This is a genomic window from Salipiger thiooxidans, assembly GCF_900102075.1.
Classification (GTDB): Bacteria; Pseudomonadota; Alphaproteobacteria; order Rhodobacterales; family Rhodobacteraceae; genus Salipiger; species Salipiger thiooxidans.
In genome coordinates this window covers 98,757-115,599 of the sequence record NZ_FNAV01000001.1, presented here as the reverse complement: position 1 = coordinate 115,599, position 16,843 = coordinate 98,757, and the positions used below count along the sequence as shown (strand labels likewise).

14 protein-coding genes and 1 pseudogene are annotated in these 16,843 nt (G+C 66.9%); 8 read left to right on the top strand and 7 right to left on the bottom strand.

The window, feature by feature from the left end; genetic code table 11:
- The first annotated feature begins 22 nt into the window (after positions 1-22).
- Complete coding sequence (locus tag BLQ77_RS00545; RefSeq protein WP_207545799.1) at positions 23-367, top strand: Rossmann-fold NAD(P)-binding domain-containing protein; 345 nt, start codon at positions 23-25, stop codon at positions 365-367.
- Between the two features lie 177 nt (positions 368-544).
- Here BLQ77_RS00545 and BLQ77_RS00540 read toward each other — a convergent pair whose 3' ends face one another.
- The 5 genes and pseudogenes from BLQ77_RS00540 to choX all read right to left on the bottom strand — a co-directional run bounded on the left by BLQ77_RS00540 (position 545) and on the right by choX (position 5,680).
- Positions 545-1,177: a tyrosine-type recombinase/integrase gene (locus BLQ77_RS00540; RefSeq protein WP_089954171.1), complete on the bottom strand. Its 633-nt coding sequence runs from the start codon at positions 1,175-1,177 to the stop codon at positions 545-547.
- Positions 1,178-1,479: 302 nt separating this feature from the next.
- Positions 1,480-2,637, bottom strand: a pseudogene (locus BLQ77_RS00535) (IS5 family transposase).
- A 150-nt stretch (positions 2,638-2,787) separates the two neighbouring features.
- Complete coding sequence (choV, locus tag BLQ77_RS00530) at positions 2,788-3,810, bottom strand: choline ABC transporter ATP-binding protein (protein ID WP_008883580.1); 1,023 nt, start codon at positions 3,808-3,810, stop codon at positions 2,788-2,790.
- Positions 3,807-4,643 carry a choline ABC transporter permease subunit gene (gene choW / locus BLQ77_RS00525; protein ID WP_008883970.1) on the bottom strand — a complete coding sequence of 279 codons (837 nt, stop codon included), beginning with the start codon at positions 4,641-4,643 and terminating at the stop codon, positions 3,807-3,809. Before choW ends, choV begins: the two co-directional genes overlap by 4 nt.
- Positions 4,644-4,759: 116 nt before the next feature.
- Positions 4,760-5,680: a choline ABC transporter substrate-binding protein gene (gene choX, locus BLQ77_RS00520; RefSeq protein WP_008884727.1), complete on the bottom strand. Its 921-nt coding sequence runs from the start codon at positions 5,678-5,680 to the stop codon at positions 4,760-4,762.
- Positions 5,681-5,779: 99 nt separating this feature from the next.
- Here choX and betI point away from each other — a divergent pair, with 99 nt between their 5' ends.
- The 5 genes from betI (at position 5,780) to BLQ77_RS00495 (ending at position 11,987) form a co-directional block, all read left to right on the top strand.
- Entirely contained in the window at positions 5,780-6,352 is a 573-nt protein-coding gene (gene betI, locus BLQ77_RS00515) for a transcriptional regulator BetI (protein WP_089954168.1), read from the top strand.
- A complete protein-coding gene (betC, locus tag BLQ77_RS00510; protein WP_089954166.1) occupies positions 6,349-7,860 on the top strand; it encodes a choline-sulfatase in 1,512 nt (503 codons plus the stop codon). Before betI ends, betC begins: the two co-directional genes overlap by 4 nt.
- A 21-nt stretch (positions 7,861-7,881) precedes the next feature.
- Complete coding sequence (gene betB, locus BLQ77_RS00505) at positions 7,882-9,339, top strand: betaine-aldehyde dehydrogenase (RefSeq protein WP_089954163.1); 1,458 nt, start codon at positions 7,882-7,884, stop codon at positions 9,337-9,339.
- Positions 9,339-10,997 (top strand): choline dehydrogenase, encoded by a 1,659-nt coding sequence (betA, locus tag BLQ77_RS00500; RefSeq protein ID WP_089954147.1) that lies wholly within the window; start codon positions 9,339-9,341, stop codon positions 10,995-10,997. The genes betB and betA overlap by 1 nt, the downstream gene beginning before the upstream one ends.
- A 183-nt stretch (positions 10,998-11,180) precedes the next feature.
- A complete protein-coding gene (locus tag BLQ77_RS00495) occupies positions 11,181-11,987 on the top strand; it encodes a glycoside hydrolase family 25 protein (RefSeq protein WP_207545798.1) in 807 nt (268 codons plus the stop codon).
- 78 nt (positions 11,988-12,065) lie between these two features.
- On the opposite strand, the gene BLQ77_RS00490 is transcribed toward BLQ77_RS00495, so the two are convergent.
- The gene (locus BLQ77_RS00490; RefSeq protein ID WP_242661587.1) at positions 12,066-14,027 is read right to left on the bottom strand and encodes a cytochrome c3 family protein; all 1,962 of its coding nucleotides are present in this window, start codon (positions 14,025-14,027) and stop codon (positions 12,066-12,068) included.
- Between the two features lie 317 nt (positions 14,028-14,344).
- Here BLQ77_RS00490 and BLQ77_RS00485 point away from each other — a divergent pair, with 317 nt between their 5' ends.
- On the top strand, positions 14,345-14,743 hold the full coding sequence (locus BLQ77_RS00485) for a phage holin family protein (protein WP_008885814.1): 399 nt from the start codon (positions 14,345-14,347) through the stop codon (positions 14,741-14,743).
- 25 nt (positions 14,744-14,768) lie between these two features.
- The gene (locus tag BLQ77_RS00480) at positions 14,769-15,224 is read left to right on the top strand and encodes a hypothetical protein (protein WP_089954139.1); all 456 of its coding nucleotides are present in this window, start codon (positions 14,769-14,771) and stop codon (positions 15,222-15,224) included.
- 16 nt (positions 15,225-15,240) lie between these two features.
- Here BLQ77_RS00480 and BLQ77_RS00475 read toward each other — a convergent pair whose 3' ends face one another.
- A complete protein-coding gene (locus tag BLQ77_RS00475; RefSeq protein ID WP_089954135.1) occupies positions 15,241-16,794 on the bottom strand; it encodes a phospholipase D family protein in 1,554 nt (517 codons plus the stop codon).
- Positions 16,795-16,843: the final 49 nt, after the last annotated feature.

The window sequence follows — 16,843 nt, the reverse complement described above, 5'->3', positions numbered from 1 at the left end:
ACTGCAGGGCATCTCCGAGGTCATGCGCAGCGAGATGGCGCCATTCGGGGTGCATGTAACGGCACTTTGCCCCGGCTCCTTCCGCACCGACTGGGCAGGTCGATCCATGGTTCGGAGCGAACGCTCTATCAGCGATTACGACAGTTTCTTCGACCCGATCCGCCAAGCGCGGCAGGAAAAGCACGGCGCCCAGCTCGGCGACCCCGCCAAGCTCGCTGAGGCCGTCCTCGGCCTCGTGATGTCGGACACTCCCCCGCCGCAGCTTCTGCTCGGCAGCGACGCGCTCGGCCTTGTGCGCAAGCGGCTTCATGCGATGCTCCAGGAAATCGATGACTGGGAGGCCGTCACCTGCTCCACGGACAGCTAAAGGCGTACGAAGGCCGCACGCACTTCGTGCCCGGAGAAACTCCGCCTTCGGGTCCGACTTCGTCTTTCGCTGCGCCCGACAAGAGCGACAGCTGTGGGCTCGAAGCCCACGTCGGCACGTATCTCCTCGCACGTCCGGTCTCGGCTGGCGAACGGCGTGCGCCGTCCGCCGAAGGTATCAAATGTCGACCGACTCCGCGATGCTCAGAGCATCCTCAAGTTCAACGCCCAGGTAGCGGACAGTACTGTCCACCTTGGTGTGACCGAGCAGGAGCTGGACTGCGCGAAGATTGCCTGTCTTGCGGTAGATTTGTGCAGCCTTGGTGCGCCTCAACGAGTGCGTGCCGTAGCCGCTCGGCTCGAGACCGATCGCCGTCACCCACTCTCGGACGAGGCGCGCGTATTGTCGCGTCGAAATGTGCGGTCTGGCATGAAACCGGCTCGGGAACAGGAAGGCGCAGCCGGTCGTCGCCGGCCGATTCACCCAAGCCGAGATCAAAGCACGGGTGTTTTCCGTGACTTCGAACTGAACAGGGCGGCGCGTCTTGCTCTGGATGACCGATACGCGTTCGCGGACACGATCGCCGACAACGAGCTCGGCGACCCTCGGACCGACGAGGTCGCAGCCCCGCAACTTGCCGTCGATGGCGAGTTTGAACAGAGCGAGATCGCAAAGGTTGCCCGCGAGTTCGAGGCGCGCACGGATCGCCCAGACCTGTTTCGGCAGCAGAGGCCGTTTCTGGCCGACGAGCCTGCCACGGTTCCAAGGGCGTCGCTTCGGCTTGATGGCGGGGAGCTGGATTTTGGACATGAGACTCTCTCCATCCGTCCCTCCCGGCCCAGGCGTCGACATCGCATGACCCTGCGATACCAAGCGATGTCGCGAATGACCGGTGAAGAAGATTGGCTCCGGGGCGCCGCCGCCGCGTTGCCGCAAGGCTGCTACGATCCCTATGTGGCCGTCGGGCCCAATGCCCACCGCCGCCTTCTACCAAAACAAGCTGAAAGAGCTCTGCAATTGTCCTTACCAGACGACTTACTTGCACCTGCATTTAGCCTGTCTCTGTTGCACAAATCGGGTGATGGGCGGGGTAACCCCTTCCCCGGATAGACCTATCCCGCGGCCAGCGTGATCGGGATGCCGGGCGCGGTGTAGCCGTTCAGGACGGCGATGCGAACCTGGAGGTCGGCGACCTGACTGTCAAAGGTCCGTGCCATGAGCCGCTGGCCCATCGGTTTCACGCAATGCATCCACTGATCGGCAGGGTCATGCGCAGCATGATCCCGGCAGGTTTCGTCCCGACACGGCTCCGGCGGTGGTATCCGCTCCATCCACTGCCCGGCAGGCGCATCCGCAGGATGCTGCCGAGAGGGGTCGCCAAATGGCCCGGCCGAGGTATTTTGATGCGCGCAGTGCCTCGTTTCGTGCGACCGCGTCAGCGGTTACAGTCTTCCATGGCCTGGCGTTCCTGCGGGGTTGAAGGGCGGCCTGGAATTGATCCGGTGGATCAATTCAGCCCTGAACGAGCGGAGCTCTGGGGGATGACGGCATGTGCGCCGCGGTCAGCGATGGCATCGTGGCATTTGCGAGTATCGCAGGCGCCGTCTGCCGTGACGCTGCCGATCTCCTGGCCCTCCGATATCTGGCCGAGAAGGTCGGGCAAGACGGTACATCGACAATGTGGCTTCCGGTGACGTCGACAGCCCGGATTTTCAGCGTTTCCTCGTCGACCCCAAGGTGGATCTTGCGCCAGCCCCGCCTTTTGGGGCCCCATGCTTGCGGGCGTGCCACTCACCTTCGCCCTCGACCCTGATCCAAGTGCTGTCCGCTGCCCGGCAGGGCATTGCGCAGTAATGTCCCGAGAGGGATCAACAGGTGCAGCGGCCCCTTGGAGCCGCGATAGGGGATGTTCACGGCAAGGGTCTGCTGGCGGTGGGATAGAGTGCTGAAATCGGGCACCGACCAGTCGAGGCCCACCAGTCGCAACAGGCTGTCGACAAACCCTGTCGTCTGTCTCAGGGCCATACCAAACAACACCTTCATCGTCAGGCACGACTGGATGGCGGCGTCGCTGCAGGTCCGCTGCCGGCCACGCCTGCCTGTCTGTGCGGCATACCAGGTCATGGTGGGATCGAACCAACCTCTCGTGACATTGCTGCGCAATGCACTGACGGTCAACGGATCGTCAGAGAGCCACGGCGCTTGAGCGCTTCATTGCAGGCCGGCCAGTTCCTGGTCCTGAGGCTGGGGGTGTGGGTTAGCCAATGCATCCCAGCTACCACTCTGGATTCACGAGATGAATCCCCCACGGAATTTGTGCACAAATTCCGGATCACACCATCAAACCGTGGGATCAAACACCCAAGAATATGCGGCGACCGCCGGGCGGGGTCCGGCGGTCGCTTTGCTTGTGCCGTCGCTCAGTGCGAGGCGCGGAGGCCGCGGAGGACGTCGTCCTTGCCGAGCTGGCCCACGAGCTGGCCGTTCTCGACCACGCCCAGCGGGACGTTCGCCGCGAGCAGCGTGTCGAAGCCGTCGCGCACGAGGCAGTCGGCCTCGATGGTGGCGGTGGGATTTCCTGCCAGCGGCTGCATCAGGTCGCGGGCGCGCAGCACGCCCAGCGGGTTCATGTGCTGCACGAACTCGGCCACGTAGTCGTTCCGGGGGTCGGTGAAGATGTCCTGCGGCGCGCCGCTCTGGACGATCCGGCCGCCCTCCATGATCGAGATGTGGTTGCCCAGCTTGAAGGCCTCGTCGAGATCGTGGCTCACGAACAGGATGGTGCGCTTCAGCCGCTCCTGCAGCTCGAGAAGCTCGTCCTGCAGCTTGGTGCGGATCAGCGGGTCGAGCGCCGAGAAGGGCTCGTCCATGAGCAGGATCGGGGCCCGGGTGGCGAAGGCCCGGGCGAGGCCCACGCGCTGCTGCATGCCGCCCGAGAGCGCGCTCACCTTGCTGTCGGCCCAGTCCGAGAGACCCACCAGAGACAGCTGCTCGTCGATGCGCTCGTTGGCCTCGCGGGCCTTGATGCCAGCAAGCTCGAGGCCGAGGCCGACGTTCTCGCGCACCGTGCGCCAGGGCAGGAGCCCGAACTGCTGGAACACCATCGCGACCTGGCGCATGCGGATGCGCCGCAGCGTCGCCGGGTCGGCGTGCGTGACGTCGACCATCTTGTCGCCGTCGTTGACCTCGACCTTGCCGCGCACCACGGGGTTGAGCCCGTTGACGGCACGCAGCAGCGTCGACTTGCCCGAGCCCGAGAGCCCCATGAGCACGTGGATCTCGCCCTGCTTCACGGTGATGTCGCAGTTGTGCACGCCCAGGACTTGCCCGGTCTCGGTCTGGATCTCGGCCCGTTGCTGGCCCGCGTCCATCAGGGGCAGGGCGCGTTTCGGGTGGTCTCCGAAGACGATGGAGACGTTGTCGATGTTGACGGCTGCGGTCATTTGCGCCCTCCGACGTTGAGGATGCGGTCGAGCATGATGGCGACCACGACGATGACGAAGCCCGACTCGAAGCCGAGGCCGGTGTTCACCTGGTTGAGCGCGCGCACCACCGGCACGCCGAGCCCGTCCGCGCCCACGAGTGCGGCAACGACGACCATGGAGAGCGACAGCATGATGGTCTGGTTGAGCCCTGCCATGATCTGCGGCACCGCGTAGGGCAGCTCGACCTTGAACAGCGTCTGGCTCGAGGTGGCGCCGAAGGCGGTGGCGGCCTCGAGCAGCGGTTTCGGGGTCGAGGAGACGCCGAGATAGGTCAGGCGGATCGGCGCGGGCAGCACGAAGATCACCGTGGCGATGAGGCCGGGGACCATGCCGATGCCGAAGAAGACGATGGCCGGGATCAGGTAGACGAAGGTCGGCAGCGTCTGCATCAGGTCGAGGATCGGCCGCAGGTATGTGTAGAGCTTGGGCCTGTGCGCCGCGTAGATCCCGATGGGAACGCCGATCGCCATGCAGACGAGGCAGGAGGACAGCACCAGCGTCAGGCTCTCGGTGGTCTCTTCCCAGTAGTCCTGGTTGAGGATGAACAGGAAGCCCGCGAACACGAACAGGGCCGTCTTCCAGTTCCGCTGGAGCGCGTAGGTGATGGCCACGAAGGCGAGGATCACGATGAGCTCTGGAGGCTCCTGCAGGATCCAGAGGATCCCGTCGATCATCCCTTCCATGAACGTGGACATGGCATCGAGAACGAACTCGCCGTTGTCCCTGATCCATTCGAAGACTGCGCTTGCCGCGTCCCCCACGGGTATCTTGTATTCGGTCAGCCACTCCACTGCGTAGGAACTCCCTCGGTTCTTGCCTTTTTATGTTCGGATTTCTGCGCTCCGTACCCGCCGGGGGCCGGAAAGAGAACCGCCCGTGGAGCGGGTCCGCGGGCGATGTCTCGGGATCACATTCCCAGGCTGGACTTGACCGCCGCGACCGCGTCGCCGCCGTCGACGGTGGTCACCCCGTCGAGCCAGCTGTCGAGAACGTCGGGGTTCTCCTTCAGCCAGGCCTCGGTGGCCTCGGCCGGGTCGGCACCGTCATCGAGGATCTCGCCCATGATCTTGTTTTCCATCTCGAGCGTGAAATCCATGTTGGCAAAGAGCTTGCCGAGGTTCGGGCACTCTTCCGAGAAGCCCTTGCGGGTCACGGTGTGGACCACACCCTCGCCGCCGAAGAAGTCTTCGCCGCCGGGCAGGTACTTGAGGTCGAAGGTGGCGTTCATCGGGTGGGGTTCCCAGCCGAGGAAGACCACGGGCTCTTCTTTCTTGTAGAAGCGCGCGACCTGCGCGAGCATGCCCTGTTCCGAGCTTTCCACGACATCGAAGTTGCCAAGGCCGAATTTGTTCTCTTCGGTCAGGCTCACGAGATAGGCGTTGCCCTCGTTGCCGGGCTCGATGCCGTAGATCTTGCCGTCGAGCTCGTCCTCGAACTTGGCGATGTCGGCGTAGCTCTGCAGGCCGGCCTCATAGGCATAGGCGGGGACGGCCAGCGTGTACTTGGTGCCTTCGAGGTTGGTGTTGATCGACTCGATCTCGCCGCTGTCGAGATAGGGTTTGATGGCGCCGTTCTGTGCGGGCATCCAGTTGCCGAGGAACACGTCCACGTCGTCGCTCTCGAGCGAGGCGAAGGTCACCGGAACCGAAAGCACCTTCACGTCGACGTCGTAGCCGAGCCCTTCGAGCACGTGCTTGGCGGCGGCGGTGGTGGTGGTGATGTCGGTCCAACCCACGTCGGACATCGAGACTGCGTCGCAGTCTGCGAAGGCCGCGCCCGCGCCCGCGGCAGTGAGTGCGATGGCCGAAATTGCTGTGCGGAGCTTCATGTTGCTTCCCCTGTTCGTTGGCTGCGTTTTATTGATTGACCAGTCAAACAGTGCCTGATTATCTGAGTATTGCAACCATTTTTGTTGGAAGGGCCCGCGATGTCGGCTCAGGCACAGCGCAGAACGCAGCTTATTGAGGCGACGATCCAGGAGATCGGCGCCACCGGTGCGCTGACCGTCACGGTAGGGCAAATCGCCAGGCGTGCAGGGGTCTCGCCGGCCCTTGCCTTCCACTATTTCGGGGACAAGGACCGGCTGTTCCTGGCCTCGATGCGGCACATCCTGAGCGCCTACGGGCAGGAGGTGCGCGCCGCCCTGAGAGAGGCCGAATCGCCCCGTGCCCGGCTCGAGGGCGTAATTCGTGCCAGTTTCAGCGAAACCAACTTCAGCCACAACGTGATCGCCTCCTGGCTGAACTTCTATGTGCTGGCGCATCGCTCCACCGAGGCGCAGCGCCTTCTGGTGGTCTATCACCGCCGCCTGCACTCCAACCTGACCCGCGACCTGAAACAACTGGCCGGCGACGCCGCCCCGGGCATCGCCCGGCGCATCGCCGCGCTCATCGACGGGATCTACCTGCGCTTCGCGCATTTCCCGTCGGACGAGCCCGAGCAGAACGCCTCGGCCCACGTCCTGGCCGCGCTCGAAAACGAACTGAGGGCCCTCGCATGACACGACCGAACCTCCTGATCCTGATGGTGGACCAGCTCAACGGTACCCTGTTCCCCGACGGTCCGGCCGACTGGCTGCACGCGCCCAACCTCAAGGCGCTGGCGAAGCGGTCGGTGCGGTTTCGCAACTGCTACACCGCCTCGCCCCTCTGCGCGCCGGGCCGCGCCAGCTTCATGTCGGGCGAGCTTCCGTCGGTCACCGGGGTCTACGACAACGCCGCCGAGTTCCCTTCGGACCTGCCGACCTACGCCCACCATCTGCGCCGCGCAGGTTACCACACCTGTCTCTCGGGCAAGATGCACTTCGTCGGTCCCGACCAGATGCACGGCTTCGAGGAGCGCCTGACCACCGACATCTACCCGGCCGACTTCGGCTGGACGCCGGACTACCGCAGGCCGGGCGAGCGCATCGACTGGTGGTATCACAACATGGGCTCGGTGACCGGGGCAGGGGTGGCCGAGATCACCAACCAGATGGAATACGACGACGAGGTCGCCTACCACGCCACCCGCAAGGTCTATGACCTCGGGCGGCGCAAGGACGACCGGCCGTGGTGCCTCACGGTCAGCTTCACCCACCCGCACGACCCCTACGTGGCGCGGCGCAAGTACTGGGATCTCTACGAGGATTGCGAGCACCTGCTGCCCGAGGTGGGCGATCTCGGCTACGACAACCAGGATCCACATTCGCAGCGCATCTTCGACGCCAACGACTGGCGCAGCTTCGACATCACCGAAGAGGACATCCGCCGCTCGCGCCGGGCCTACTTCGCCAACATCTCGTATCTCGACGACAAGATCGGCGAGATTCTCGAGGCGCTCGAGGGCACCCGCCAGGCCGAGAACACCGCGATCCTCTTCGTCTCGGATCACGGCGACATGCTCGGCGAGCGCGGCTTGTGGTTCAAGATGAACTTCTTCGAGGGCTCCTCTCGCGTGCCGATGATGATGGCCGCCCCCGGGGTCGCGCCGGGACTGGTCGAGACGCCGGTGAGCAACATCGACGTCTGCCCGACGCTCTGCGATCTCGCCGGCGTCAGCATGGACGAGGTGATGCCCTGGACCGCGGGCGAGACGCTGGTGCCGGTCGCCAGGGGCGAGGGGCGCGGGCCGGTGGCGATCGAATACGCCGCCGAGGCCTCCTACGCGCCGCTGGTCGCGCTGCGCGAGGGCGACTGGAAATACACCCGCTGCACGCTCGACCCCGAGCAGCTCTTCGATCTTGCCACCGACCCGCACGAACTGACCAACCTCGCCGCCGATCCGGCCCATGCCGAGACGCTGGCGCGGTTCCGCGCCATGGCCGACGAGCGCTGGGATCTCGACCGCTTCGACGCCGAGGTCCGCAAGAGCCAGGCGAAGCGCTGGGTCGTCTATGAAAGCCTGCGCAACGGCGCCTACTACCCTTGGGACTACCAACCGCTGCAGAAGGCCAGCGACCGCTTCATGCGCAACCACATGGACCTGAACGTGGTCGAGGAAAACGCCCGCTACCCGCGCGGCGAATGACCTTTCGACAAAGGATGACCGATGCCCTATGAACTCCAGCCCGACGGCAGCCACTACGTCAACGGCGCCTATGTCGAGGATACCGCAGGCGCCGAGATCCCGGTGATCTTCTCCGCCACCGGCGAACGGATCGCGACGCTCCACGCCGCCACACCCGCCATCGTCGAACAGGCGCTGGTCGCGGCGGAGAAGGCGCAGGCCGAGTGGGCGAAGCTGTCGCCTCGCGAGCGGGGGCGGGTGCTGACCCGCGCCGCGCAGATCATGCGCGAGCGCAACCACGACCTCTCGGTGCTCGAGACATACGACACCGGCAAGCCGCTGCAGGAGACGCTGGTGGCCGACGCGAGCTCGGCCGCCGATGCGCTGGAGTATTTCGGCGGTCTCGCTGCAAGCCTCACCGGCGAGCACATCCCGCTGGGCGAGGACTGGGTCTACACCATCCGCGAGCCGCTGGGCGTCTGCGTTGGCATCGGCGCGTGGAACTACCCCACCCAGATTGCCTGCTGGAAGGCGGCGCCCGCGCTGGCCTGCGGCAACGCCATGGTGTTCAAGCCCTCCGAGGCGACGCCGCTATGTGCTCTCAAGGTCGCCGAGATCCTGACCGAGGCCGGCGCCCCCGCGGGGCTCTTCAACGTGGTGCAGGGCATGGGCGAGGTCGGCAGCGCGCTGGTCACCGACCCGCGCGTGGCCAAGGTCTCGCTCACCGGCTCGGTGCCGACCGGCCGCCGTGTCTACGCCGCCGCCGCCGAGGGCATGAAGCACGTGACCATGGAGCTGGGTGGCAAGTCCCCCATGCTGGTCTTCGACGACGCCGACATCGACAATGCCGTGGGCGGCGCCATCCTCGGCAACTTCTATTCCTCGGGGCAGGTCTGTTCGAACGGCACCCGGGTCTTCGTGCAGAAGGGCATCAAGGAGGCCTTCCTCGCCCGCCTGACCGAACGCCTGAAAGGCGCGGTGATCGGCGATCCGCTGGATGAGGCCACGAGCTTCGGCCCGATGGTGTCGGAACGCCAGATGACCATCGTGCAGGGCTTCATCGAGAAGGGCGCCGCCGAGGGCGCACGTCTGGTGACCGGCGGCAAGCGCATTGACCGCGACGGCTGGTACCTCGAGCCCACGGTCTTTGCCGACGTCACCGACGACATGACCATCGCCCGCGAAGAGATCTTCGGCCCGGTGATGAGCGTGCTCGACTTCGACACCGAGGAAGAGGCTATCGCGCGCGCCAATGCCACCGAGTACGGGCTCGCCGCCGGGGTCTTCACCCGCGATCTCGCCCGCGGTCACCGGGTGATCGGTCAGCTTCGGGCGGGCAGCTGCTTCATCAACTCCTACAACGACGCGCCGGTCGAGGCGCCGTTCGGGGGCGTGAAGATGTCCGGCGTGGGCCGCGAGAACTCCAAGGCCGCGATCGAGCACTGGAGCCAGATGAAATCCGTCTACGTCCGCATGGGCGATGTGGAGGCACCCTTCTGATGCAGGCCGAATACGTCATCGTCGGGGCCGGGAGCGCCGGCTGCGCCATCGCCTACCGGCTCGCCGAGGCGGGCCGGCGGGTGCTGGTGATCGAGCACGGCGGCACCGATGTGGGGCCGCTGATCCAGATGCCGGGAGCGCTCAGCTACCCGATGAACATGTCGCGCTACGACTGGGGTTTCCAGTCCGAGCCCGAGCCCCATCTCGGCGGACGCCGGCTGGCGACGCCGCGCGGCAAGGTCATCGGCGGCTCGTCCTCGATCAACGGCATGATCTACGTGCGCGGCCACGCCCGCGACTTCGACCACTGGCGCGATCAGGGCGCCGATGGCTGGGGATATGCCGACGTGCTGCCCTACTACCAGCGGCAGGAGAACTGGAGCGACGGCGGCCACGGCGGCGATGCCCGCTGGCGCGGCACCGACGGCCCGCTGCGGGTGAGCCGCGGGCGGCGCGACAACCCGCTGACGCAGGCCTTCGTCGAGGCCGGGCAGCAGGCGGGCTACCCCGTCACGCCCGACTACAACGGCCATCAGCAGGAAGGTTTCGGGCCCTACGACATGACCGTCTGGAAGGGCGAACGCTTCTCGGCTGCCAAGGCCTACCTGCGCCCGGCTCTGAAGATGGAGAACTGCGATCTGGTCCGCGCCTTCGCCCGCCGCGTGGTGATCGAGGACGGCCGCGCCGTCGGCGTCGAGGTCGAGCGCGGCGGCAAGATCGAGGTGATCCGGGCCGGGGCCGAGGTCATCCTCGCCGCCTCGTCGATCAACTCGCCGAAGCTGCTGATGCTCTCGGGGATCGGTCCGGCGGCGCATCTCGCCGAGCACGGCATCGAGGTGGTGGCCGACCGTCCCGGCGTTGGTCAGAACCTGCAGGACCATCTCGAGCTCTACATTCAGGCGGCAGCGAGCCAGCCGGTGAGCCTCTTCAAGTACTGGAACCTGCTCGGCAAGGCCTACGTCGGGGCACGCTGGCTCTTCACCCGCACCGGGCCCGGTGCCACGAACCAGTTCGAGAGCGCGGGCTTCATCCGTTCCGACGCGGGCGTGGAATATCCCGACATCCAGTACCACTTCCTGCCCATCGCCGTGCGCTACGACGGCCAGGTCGCGGCCGAGGGCCATGGCTTCCAGGCCCATGTCGGCCCGATGCGAAGCCCGTCGCGGGGCGAGGTCACGCTGCGGTCCTCGGATCCGCACGAGGCGCCGCGCATCCTTTTCAACTACATGAGCCACGAGAAGGACTGGGCGGACTTCCGCAAGTGCATCCGGCTCACCCGCGAACTCTTCGAGCAGGACGCCTTCAAGCCCTACTACAAGCACGAGATCCAGCCGGGTGCCGATGTCCAGAGCGATGACGAGCTCGACGATTTCATCCGCCAGCACGTGGAAAGCGCCTACCACCCCTGCGGCACCGCCCGCATGGGTCGCGCCGACGATCCCACGGCGGTGGTCGATCCCGAAACCCGGGTCATCGGCGTCGAGGGGCTGCGGCTGGCGGACAGCTCGATCTTCCCGCGCATCACCAACGGCAACCTGAATGCGCCGTCGATCATGACCGGCGAGAAGGCCGCCGACCACATCCTCGGCCGCGCCCCGCTGCCGCCGCGCAACGATGCGCCGTGGATCCACCCGAACTGGGAAGCCGCGCAGCGCTGAGCGCTACAGCGGCCGGGCGGGAATTGTGATCCTGCCCGGCCACGCAGTTGATGCGTGATACAGGTTTTCGCGCTATCCTTGTTGCCAGGCAAGAAACCGGAACAGGCAGCAGGGACAGGCAGGATGCGAAAGACAACTCGACCGGGCCGGGCACGAGCCACGGCTCTCGGCCTCACGATCGCCATGACATTGCTCGCGGCGTGCGGCAGCAGCAGCCCCCAGGTCAGGACCACGGGCGCCTCGGCGCCGGTCTCCGGCGTCTCCGAGCTCTACATTCGCGAGAACCGCGCCGAGGGCATTCCCAACCGCTTCGGCGACACCGACCCGCACGCGTGGGGCCGGATCTCGCCCGCGAACTACCCGGTGCACGGGCTCGACGCCGCGCGCTATCAGGGGCAGATCAACTGGTTCTCCGCCCGCAAGGCCGGCATCCGCTTTGCCTGGCTCAAGGCGACCGAGGGCGGCGACCTTCTGGATCCTGCGTTCAGAGAGAATGCCGCCGCGGCGCGCGGGGCGGGGGTGCCGGTGGGCGCCTACCATTTCTACTATTTCTGCAGGACGGCGCGCGAGCAGGCCGAGTGGTTCATCGCCAACGTGCCGCGGGTGCGGGGCGATCTGCCGCCGATCCTCGACATGGAGTGGAACCACCTCTCGCCCACCTGCAAGCTGCGGCCTGACCCGGCCTCGGTGCGCGCGAGCATCGAGGAATTCACCCGGATCGTGCAGCGCCACTACGGCACCGCGCCGCTGATCTACACGACTCCGGACTTCTACGCGCGCAACGACCTCGGCCAGCTGCGCGGGCAGGAGTTCTGGCTGCGCTCGGTCACCGCCCATCCGCAGGACCGCTACCCCAACGAACGCTGGAGCTTCTGGCAGTACAGCGGCACCGGGCTGGTGCCGGGGGTGCGCGGGACGGTGGATCTCAACGCCTTCGCCGGCAGCGAGAGCGACTGGGTGCGCTGGCTGTCGTCGCGCCGTCAGGGCTGAGCCGGACGCCGGGGCTAACTCGGAGGCCGGGGCCGACCCGGGCCGCCCGTCTGAGTGGCTGATCGGCTGATCGGCGCCTCAGGGCGACTGGGCGTCGATCTGCGACATCATCCCCTGCAGCGCCGGGGCCTCGGGGTTGGCGGCGGTCGCCGCCTCGAGGATCTCGCGCACCGCGTCCACGTCCTCGAGCGCCGCCGCCAGCCGCGCCCGCATCACCCAGGCGTCCACGTGCTGCGGATCAAGCCGGGTGACTTCGGCAAAGGCCTGCGCCGCGGCGGGGAAACGCCGGGTGCTGAGCGCCATGCCCCCGAGCTGCAGGTGGGTCTCGGGGAAGTCGAGCCGCGAGGACAGAGCCGCCTGCCACTCTCCCTGCGCCTGCTGCAGCTGCACCGACATTGCCCCCGGAAGATGCGCAATGGGCGCGCCGAGCATGGCCTTGGCGGCGGCGATGCGCACTGTGCGCGAGGGATCATCGAGCATGCTCGCGATCAGCAGCAGGATCTCGGGCTGCTCGGCACTGCGCCCGGCGTCGAGCGCCGAGGCCCGTACCAGCGGGTCGGGATCGGCCAGCAGCCGCTCCAGCGTTGCCGCGTCGAGCGCCGTACCTTCCTGCGCCATCAGCCAGATCGCGGTGGCGCGCACGATGCCGGGCTGCGCCTCTTCCGTCGCCAGCGCCGCCAGATCGTCGGTGACCGGCTCCGGGCTGTTGACCGCGCGCGCCAGCACCTGTCCGTAATGCGGCCCGCGGTGGGTGCTGTCGGGGAACCAGCTCGCGATCTCGGAGGCCGCCCAGTCGGGCTTGCGCTCGGTGTGGCACGAGGTGCAGGCGTCGGGCGCTCCGGTCTCGGCGCTCAGGTCCGGACGCGGAATGCGGAAGGAGTGGTCGGCGCGCCAGTCGTTGCCCATGTAGACTTGCTCGGGCATGTGGCAGGACCTGCACTGCGCGCCGGTGCTGCCCTCGGGGTGGTGATGGTGCTCGGGGCTGTCGAAGACCTCGAGCGGCAGGCTCGGGAAGTCCGGGTTGCCGGCGGCGCTGTGGCAGGTGGTGCAGACCGCGTTGCCCTCGGCGATCAGCTCGGCACTGTGGGGATCGTGGCAATTGCTGCACGTGACGCCCTTGTCCTGCATCTTGGACTGCAGGAACGAGCCCAGCACGTACACCTCGTCGCGGATCTGCCCGTCCGGCCAGTAAAGCCCGGGGCGCAGCAGCGAGAGGTTGTAGGCGTCGTGATAGGACGTCCCCGCCGGCGGGGTGCCGTCGAAATAGGCCTCGCGCCGCGAATGGCAGCCGCCGCAGGTGTCGAGGAACGCCGCAGGGTCCGACAGGTCGCGCGGGAAGCCGTGGTTCTCGGGCGGCGCTGCCTGCGTGGTCTGCCATTGTTCCGCCCACTCGGCATGGCGCGCACCCGGGCCGTGGCAGGCCTCGCAGCCGACGCCGATCTCGACCTGTTCCGATGCATAGCTGCGCGTCGCCATGTCGTAGTTGGCCGCAAAGCCGGTGGCGTGGCAGGTGGCGCAACGGGCGTTCCAGGTCTTGTAGGGACCGGACCAGTGGAAGGCGTCCTCGGGGGGCGGATTGGTGCCGGGGTAGAGGTGGAACCAGTCGCCCTTCTCGGTGTCCCAGACCACGTCGAAGCTTTGCAGGCGGCCTGGTTCCGTCTCGAAGAGATACTGCTGCAGCGGCGCGACGCCGACGACGGCCTGCACCGGGTACTCGGTGGTGACGCCGCCACGCTCGGTCACCGAGGCGAAGCGGGTGCCGTCCTCGCCGATGCGGAAGCGCACGCGCATATTGGCGAGCACGAACTCGGTGCCGTCGAAATCCGCGAGGATGTTCTCGGGCGTGGCCTCCGTCCAGGCCAGCGCGTGGTGTGAGCCTTCCCAGGCCTCGGCCGCGTCGGTGTGGCAGCCGGCGCAGGCGTCGGAGCCGACATAGCCGTCCTCCTGCGCGGGGGCCTGCGTCGCGAGCAGCGCCTTGGCGAAGACCACGGCCAGGACGCGCCAGACGCTTTGCGGTCTGCTTCGGGTGGATCTGCGCACGTCGTCGATTCCTGTCCTGGCTGCGGCTGGTGGCGGGGCAGTGTGGGCCGGCCCCGGGAATGGTCGCCGGTATCGCATGTCCCGGGCGCGCGCGGGGTGGCGCATACACCCTCAGGGCGACCTTAGAGCCGCAGCAGGAGTCGTGACAACCCCCGGACAAAGCCTGGTACACCTGTCAGGGAAGCGTCTCCCGCCCTGGCACGAATGTCCTTGACCTGTCGAATTCCGCTGGCAGACTTCAACTTGAGATTGTCATTTCCCGGGCCTCGGTCATTGTCTGACCCGGTGGCTCCCGGGACATTTCGGAGGCACTGATTTTGGTCCGCCTAGCCCTTTCCGCCGCCGCCTACCTGATCGCCAACGCCGTGGGTCTTCTGCTGGCCGTCCTGCTGCTGCAAGGCTTCCAGATCGACGCGCTGTCCTTTGTCGTCGTGGTCGTTGCCTTCTCGGTCATCCAGGCCGTGCTCGGCCCGCTGATCACCAAGATCTCGCTCAAGCACCTGCCGCAGCTGATGGGCGGCGTGGCGCTGGTGACGGTCTCCATCGGGCTTCTGATCACCGACCTGCTGCTGCCGGGCATGTCGATCGGTGGCGTGGCCAACTGGCTCGGCGCGACCCTGCTGGTCTGGCTGGGCAGCCTCATCGCCACCATCCTGATCCCGATCTACGTCTTCAAGCAACTCGCCGAAAACGCCAAGGACAAGAAGAAGGCCTGACGGCGCGGCGCGGGGAGAGGGACCGATGGAACGCCGAAGCCTCGGGCGGACGCTCTGGAATCTCGTGCTGGCGCTTCTCAACGCGACGCTGATCCTGCTGGCGCTCTGCCTCTGGCTGGGGTGGAGCGCGCTGTCCAAGGTCGAGCACATCACCGACGACCTCGCCGGGATCACCGAGACCATCCTTCCGGTACGCTCCGAGATCCGCGCGCTGACCGGGCAGATCGCCGAGACCCGCGCCAACATCGCCGAGCTGCGCGAGGGCGGGGGGCCGGACCTGCACATCTGCACCGCGCTCGAGGCACAGGTCGCCCGCGCCGAGCAACGCATCGGCGAGCTCAACGAGACCCTGAAGCGCATCGAGGCCGATCTCTACCCGGCGATCTCGGACGGGGTGGAAGCCGCCTTCGGCAACCTTGGCCGCAGCGTGGCGGTGGCGCTGACCGGGCTGCTCGGGCTCGAGCCCCCGGCGCCGCAATGAGGCCGGGTGGCTGACCTCAGAGCAGCCACTCGATCGGCAGCCAACTCATGAACCGCACCAGTCCCCGCTTGAACGCGCCGGTCTCCGGCTCGTCGTGGAGCGTGGTCACGGTGCCGTCCTCAGCGGTCTCGATCCAGACCAGCTCGCCGTCCTGATCGCGCTCGATGACGTAGAACTGCCGGGGATCGTCGAGCACCTGGCCAAGCGCCTGTGCCATGGCGGCGCTCGGGATCAGCAGCCCCATCTCGGTGTTCAGCTGCGCCGAGCGCGGATCGAAGTTGAACGAGCCCACGAAGATCCGCTCGCCGTCGATGGTAAAGGTCTTGGCGTGCAGGCTCGAGGCGGAGCCCACGATCATGCTCGAGAGATCGCGCTCCTTCACCCGGTCCGCCTGCGGACGCAGTTCAAGCACATCGACGCCGCCATCCACCAGATCGCCGCGATAGCGCATGTAGGCGCTGTGTACCGGCGGCACGTCGGTGGCGGCCAGCGCGTTGGTGAGCACCCGCGTCTTCACGCCGCTCTCGACAAAGCCGTTGAGGATCTCGGTTCCGGCGTGGCCGGGAATGAAATAGGCGCTGACGAGGTCGAAGCTCTTCGTGGGCTGTGCGATCTCGAGGATGTGGCTGATCAGCAGCGCGTCGGCCTCGGCCTCGCCCAGACCCTTGGCAGGATCGTCGTAGAACAGCGAGACCTCGCCCCACTCGAATTCGAGCGTCCCGGCCTCGAGCCGCTGCACCAGCTGTGTGTCGGCCACGGCCTGCGCGTAATCCGAGCCGACAGCGGTCTCGCGGGCCTGCTGCGCGTGGGCCAGAAGGCTTTCCATCCCGTCGGGGGCGTCGGGCAGGATGGTCTCGGCCGGGTAGGACGAGCCGCTCGACCAGTATTCGTCGAAGGCCCCCTCGACCTCGGCCGCGATGGGACCGACCGCCAGCACGTCGGCGTCGAAGTAATGCACGCCGTTGCCGTAATCGAAGTAGATGTCGCCGATGTTGCGCCCGCCGACCACGGTTGCGGCGCCGTCCACGGTCATCGACTTGTTGTGCATCCGGTGATTCAGTCGCGGGAAGTCGAAGGCGTAGGACAGAATCTTGGGGCTGCGCAGGGTGAACGGGTTGAAGATCCTGATCTCGACATCGGGCAGCGCGTTCAGTGCCGCGAGCTCGGCGTCGAGCCCGGGAATGCCGTTGTCGTCGAGCAGCATCCGCACCCGCACGCCGCGCTCGGCGGCCTGTCTCAATTCATCGAGCAGGATCCACCCGGTCGTGTCGGTCTGCCAAATGTAGTACTGGACGTCGATGCTCTGCTGGGCGCGGCGGGCGAGCAGGATGCGTGCGGCAAAGGCTTCGCGCCCGTCGGCGAGCGGCCAGATGCCGCTCTGGCCGGGGTGGGCGTCGGTCGCGGGCAGCAGGGCCTTGCCCAGCGGCGTCTCGACCGAGGGCTGCAGGTGGGTGCTTTCGCTGCGGCCTTCCAGCTCGGGCAGCGGGTAGAGCACGCGCATGGTAAAGACCGCGATCCCCACGATGACGACCACCAGCGCGAGCGCGACGACGAACCTCAGAAACCGCATGTTCCCCCCGAAACTCTCCCCTGCAGTTCAGGCTAGAGACGCCCGCGCC

Bases quoted from the DNA above. Each gene is read 5' to 3' on its own strand.
- BLQ77_RS00540 (WP_089954171.1), bottom strand. From the start codon at position 1,177: ATGTCCAAAATCCAGCTCCCCGCCATCAAGCCGAAGCGACGCCCTTGG.
- BLQ77_RS00480 (WP_089954139.1), top strand. From the start codon at position 14,769: ATGGAACGCCGAAGCCTCGGGCGGACGCTCTGGAATCTCGTGCTGGCG.
- betI (WP_089954168.1), top strand. From the start codon at position 5,780: ATGTCGGCTCAGGCACAGCGCAGAACGCAGCTTATTGAGGCGACGATC.
- BLQ77_RS00545 (WP_207545799.1), top strand. From the start codon at position 23: ATGCGCAGCGAGATGGCGCCATTCGGGGTGCATGTAACGGCACTTTGC.
- betA (WP_089954147.1), top strand. From the start codon at position 9,339: ATGCAGGCCGAATACGTCATCGTCGGGGCCGGGAGCGCCGGCTGCGCC.
- betC (WP_089954166.1), top strand. From the start codon at position 6,349: ATGACACGACCGAACCTCCTGATCCTGATGGTGGACCAGCTCAACGGT.
- BLQ77_RS00475 (WP_089954135.1), bottom strand. From the start codon at position 16,794: ATGCGGTTTCTGAGGTTCGTCGTCGCGCTCGCGCTGGTGGTCGTCATC.
- betB (WP_089954163.1), top strand. From the start codon at position 7,882: ATGCCCTATGAACTCCAGCCCGACGGCAGCCACTACGTCAACGGCGCC.
- choV (WP_008883580.1), bottom strand. From the start codon at position 3,810: ATGACCGCAGCCGTCAACATCGACAACGTCTCCATCGTCTTCGGAGAC.
- BLQ77_RS00495 (WP_207545798.1), top strand. From the start codon at position 11,181: ATGACATTGCTCGCGGCGTGCGGCAGCAGCAGCCCCCAGGTCAGGACC.
- choX (WP_008884727.1), bottom strand. From the start codon at position 5,680: ATGAAGCTCCGCACAGCAATTTCGGCCATCGCACTCACTGCCGCGGGC.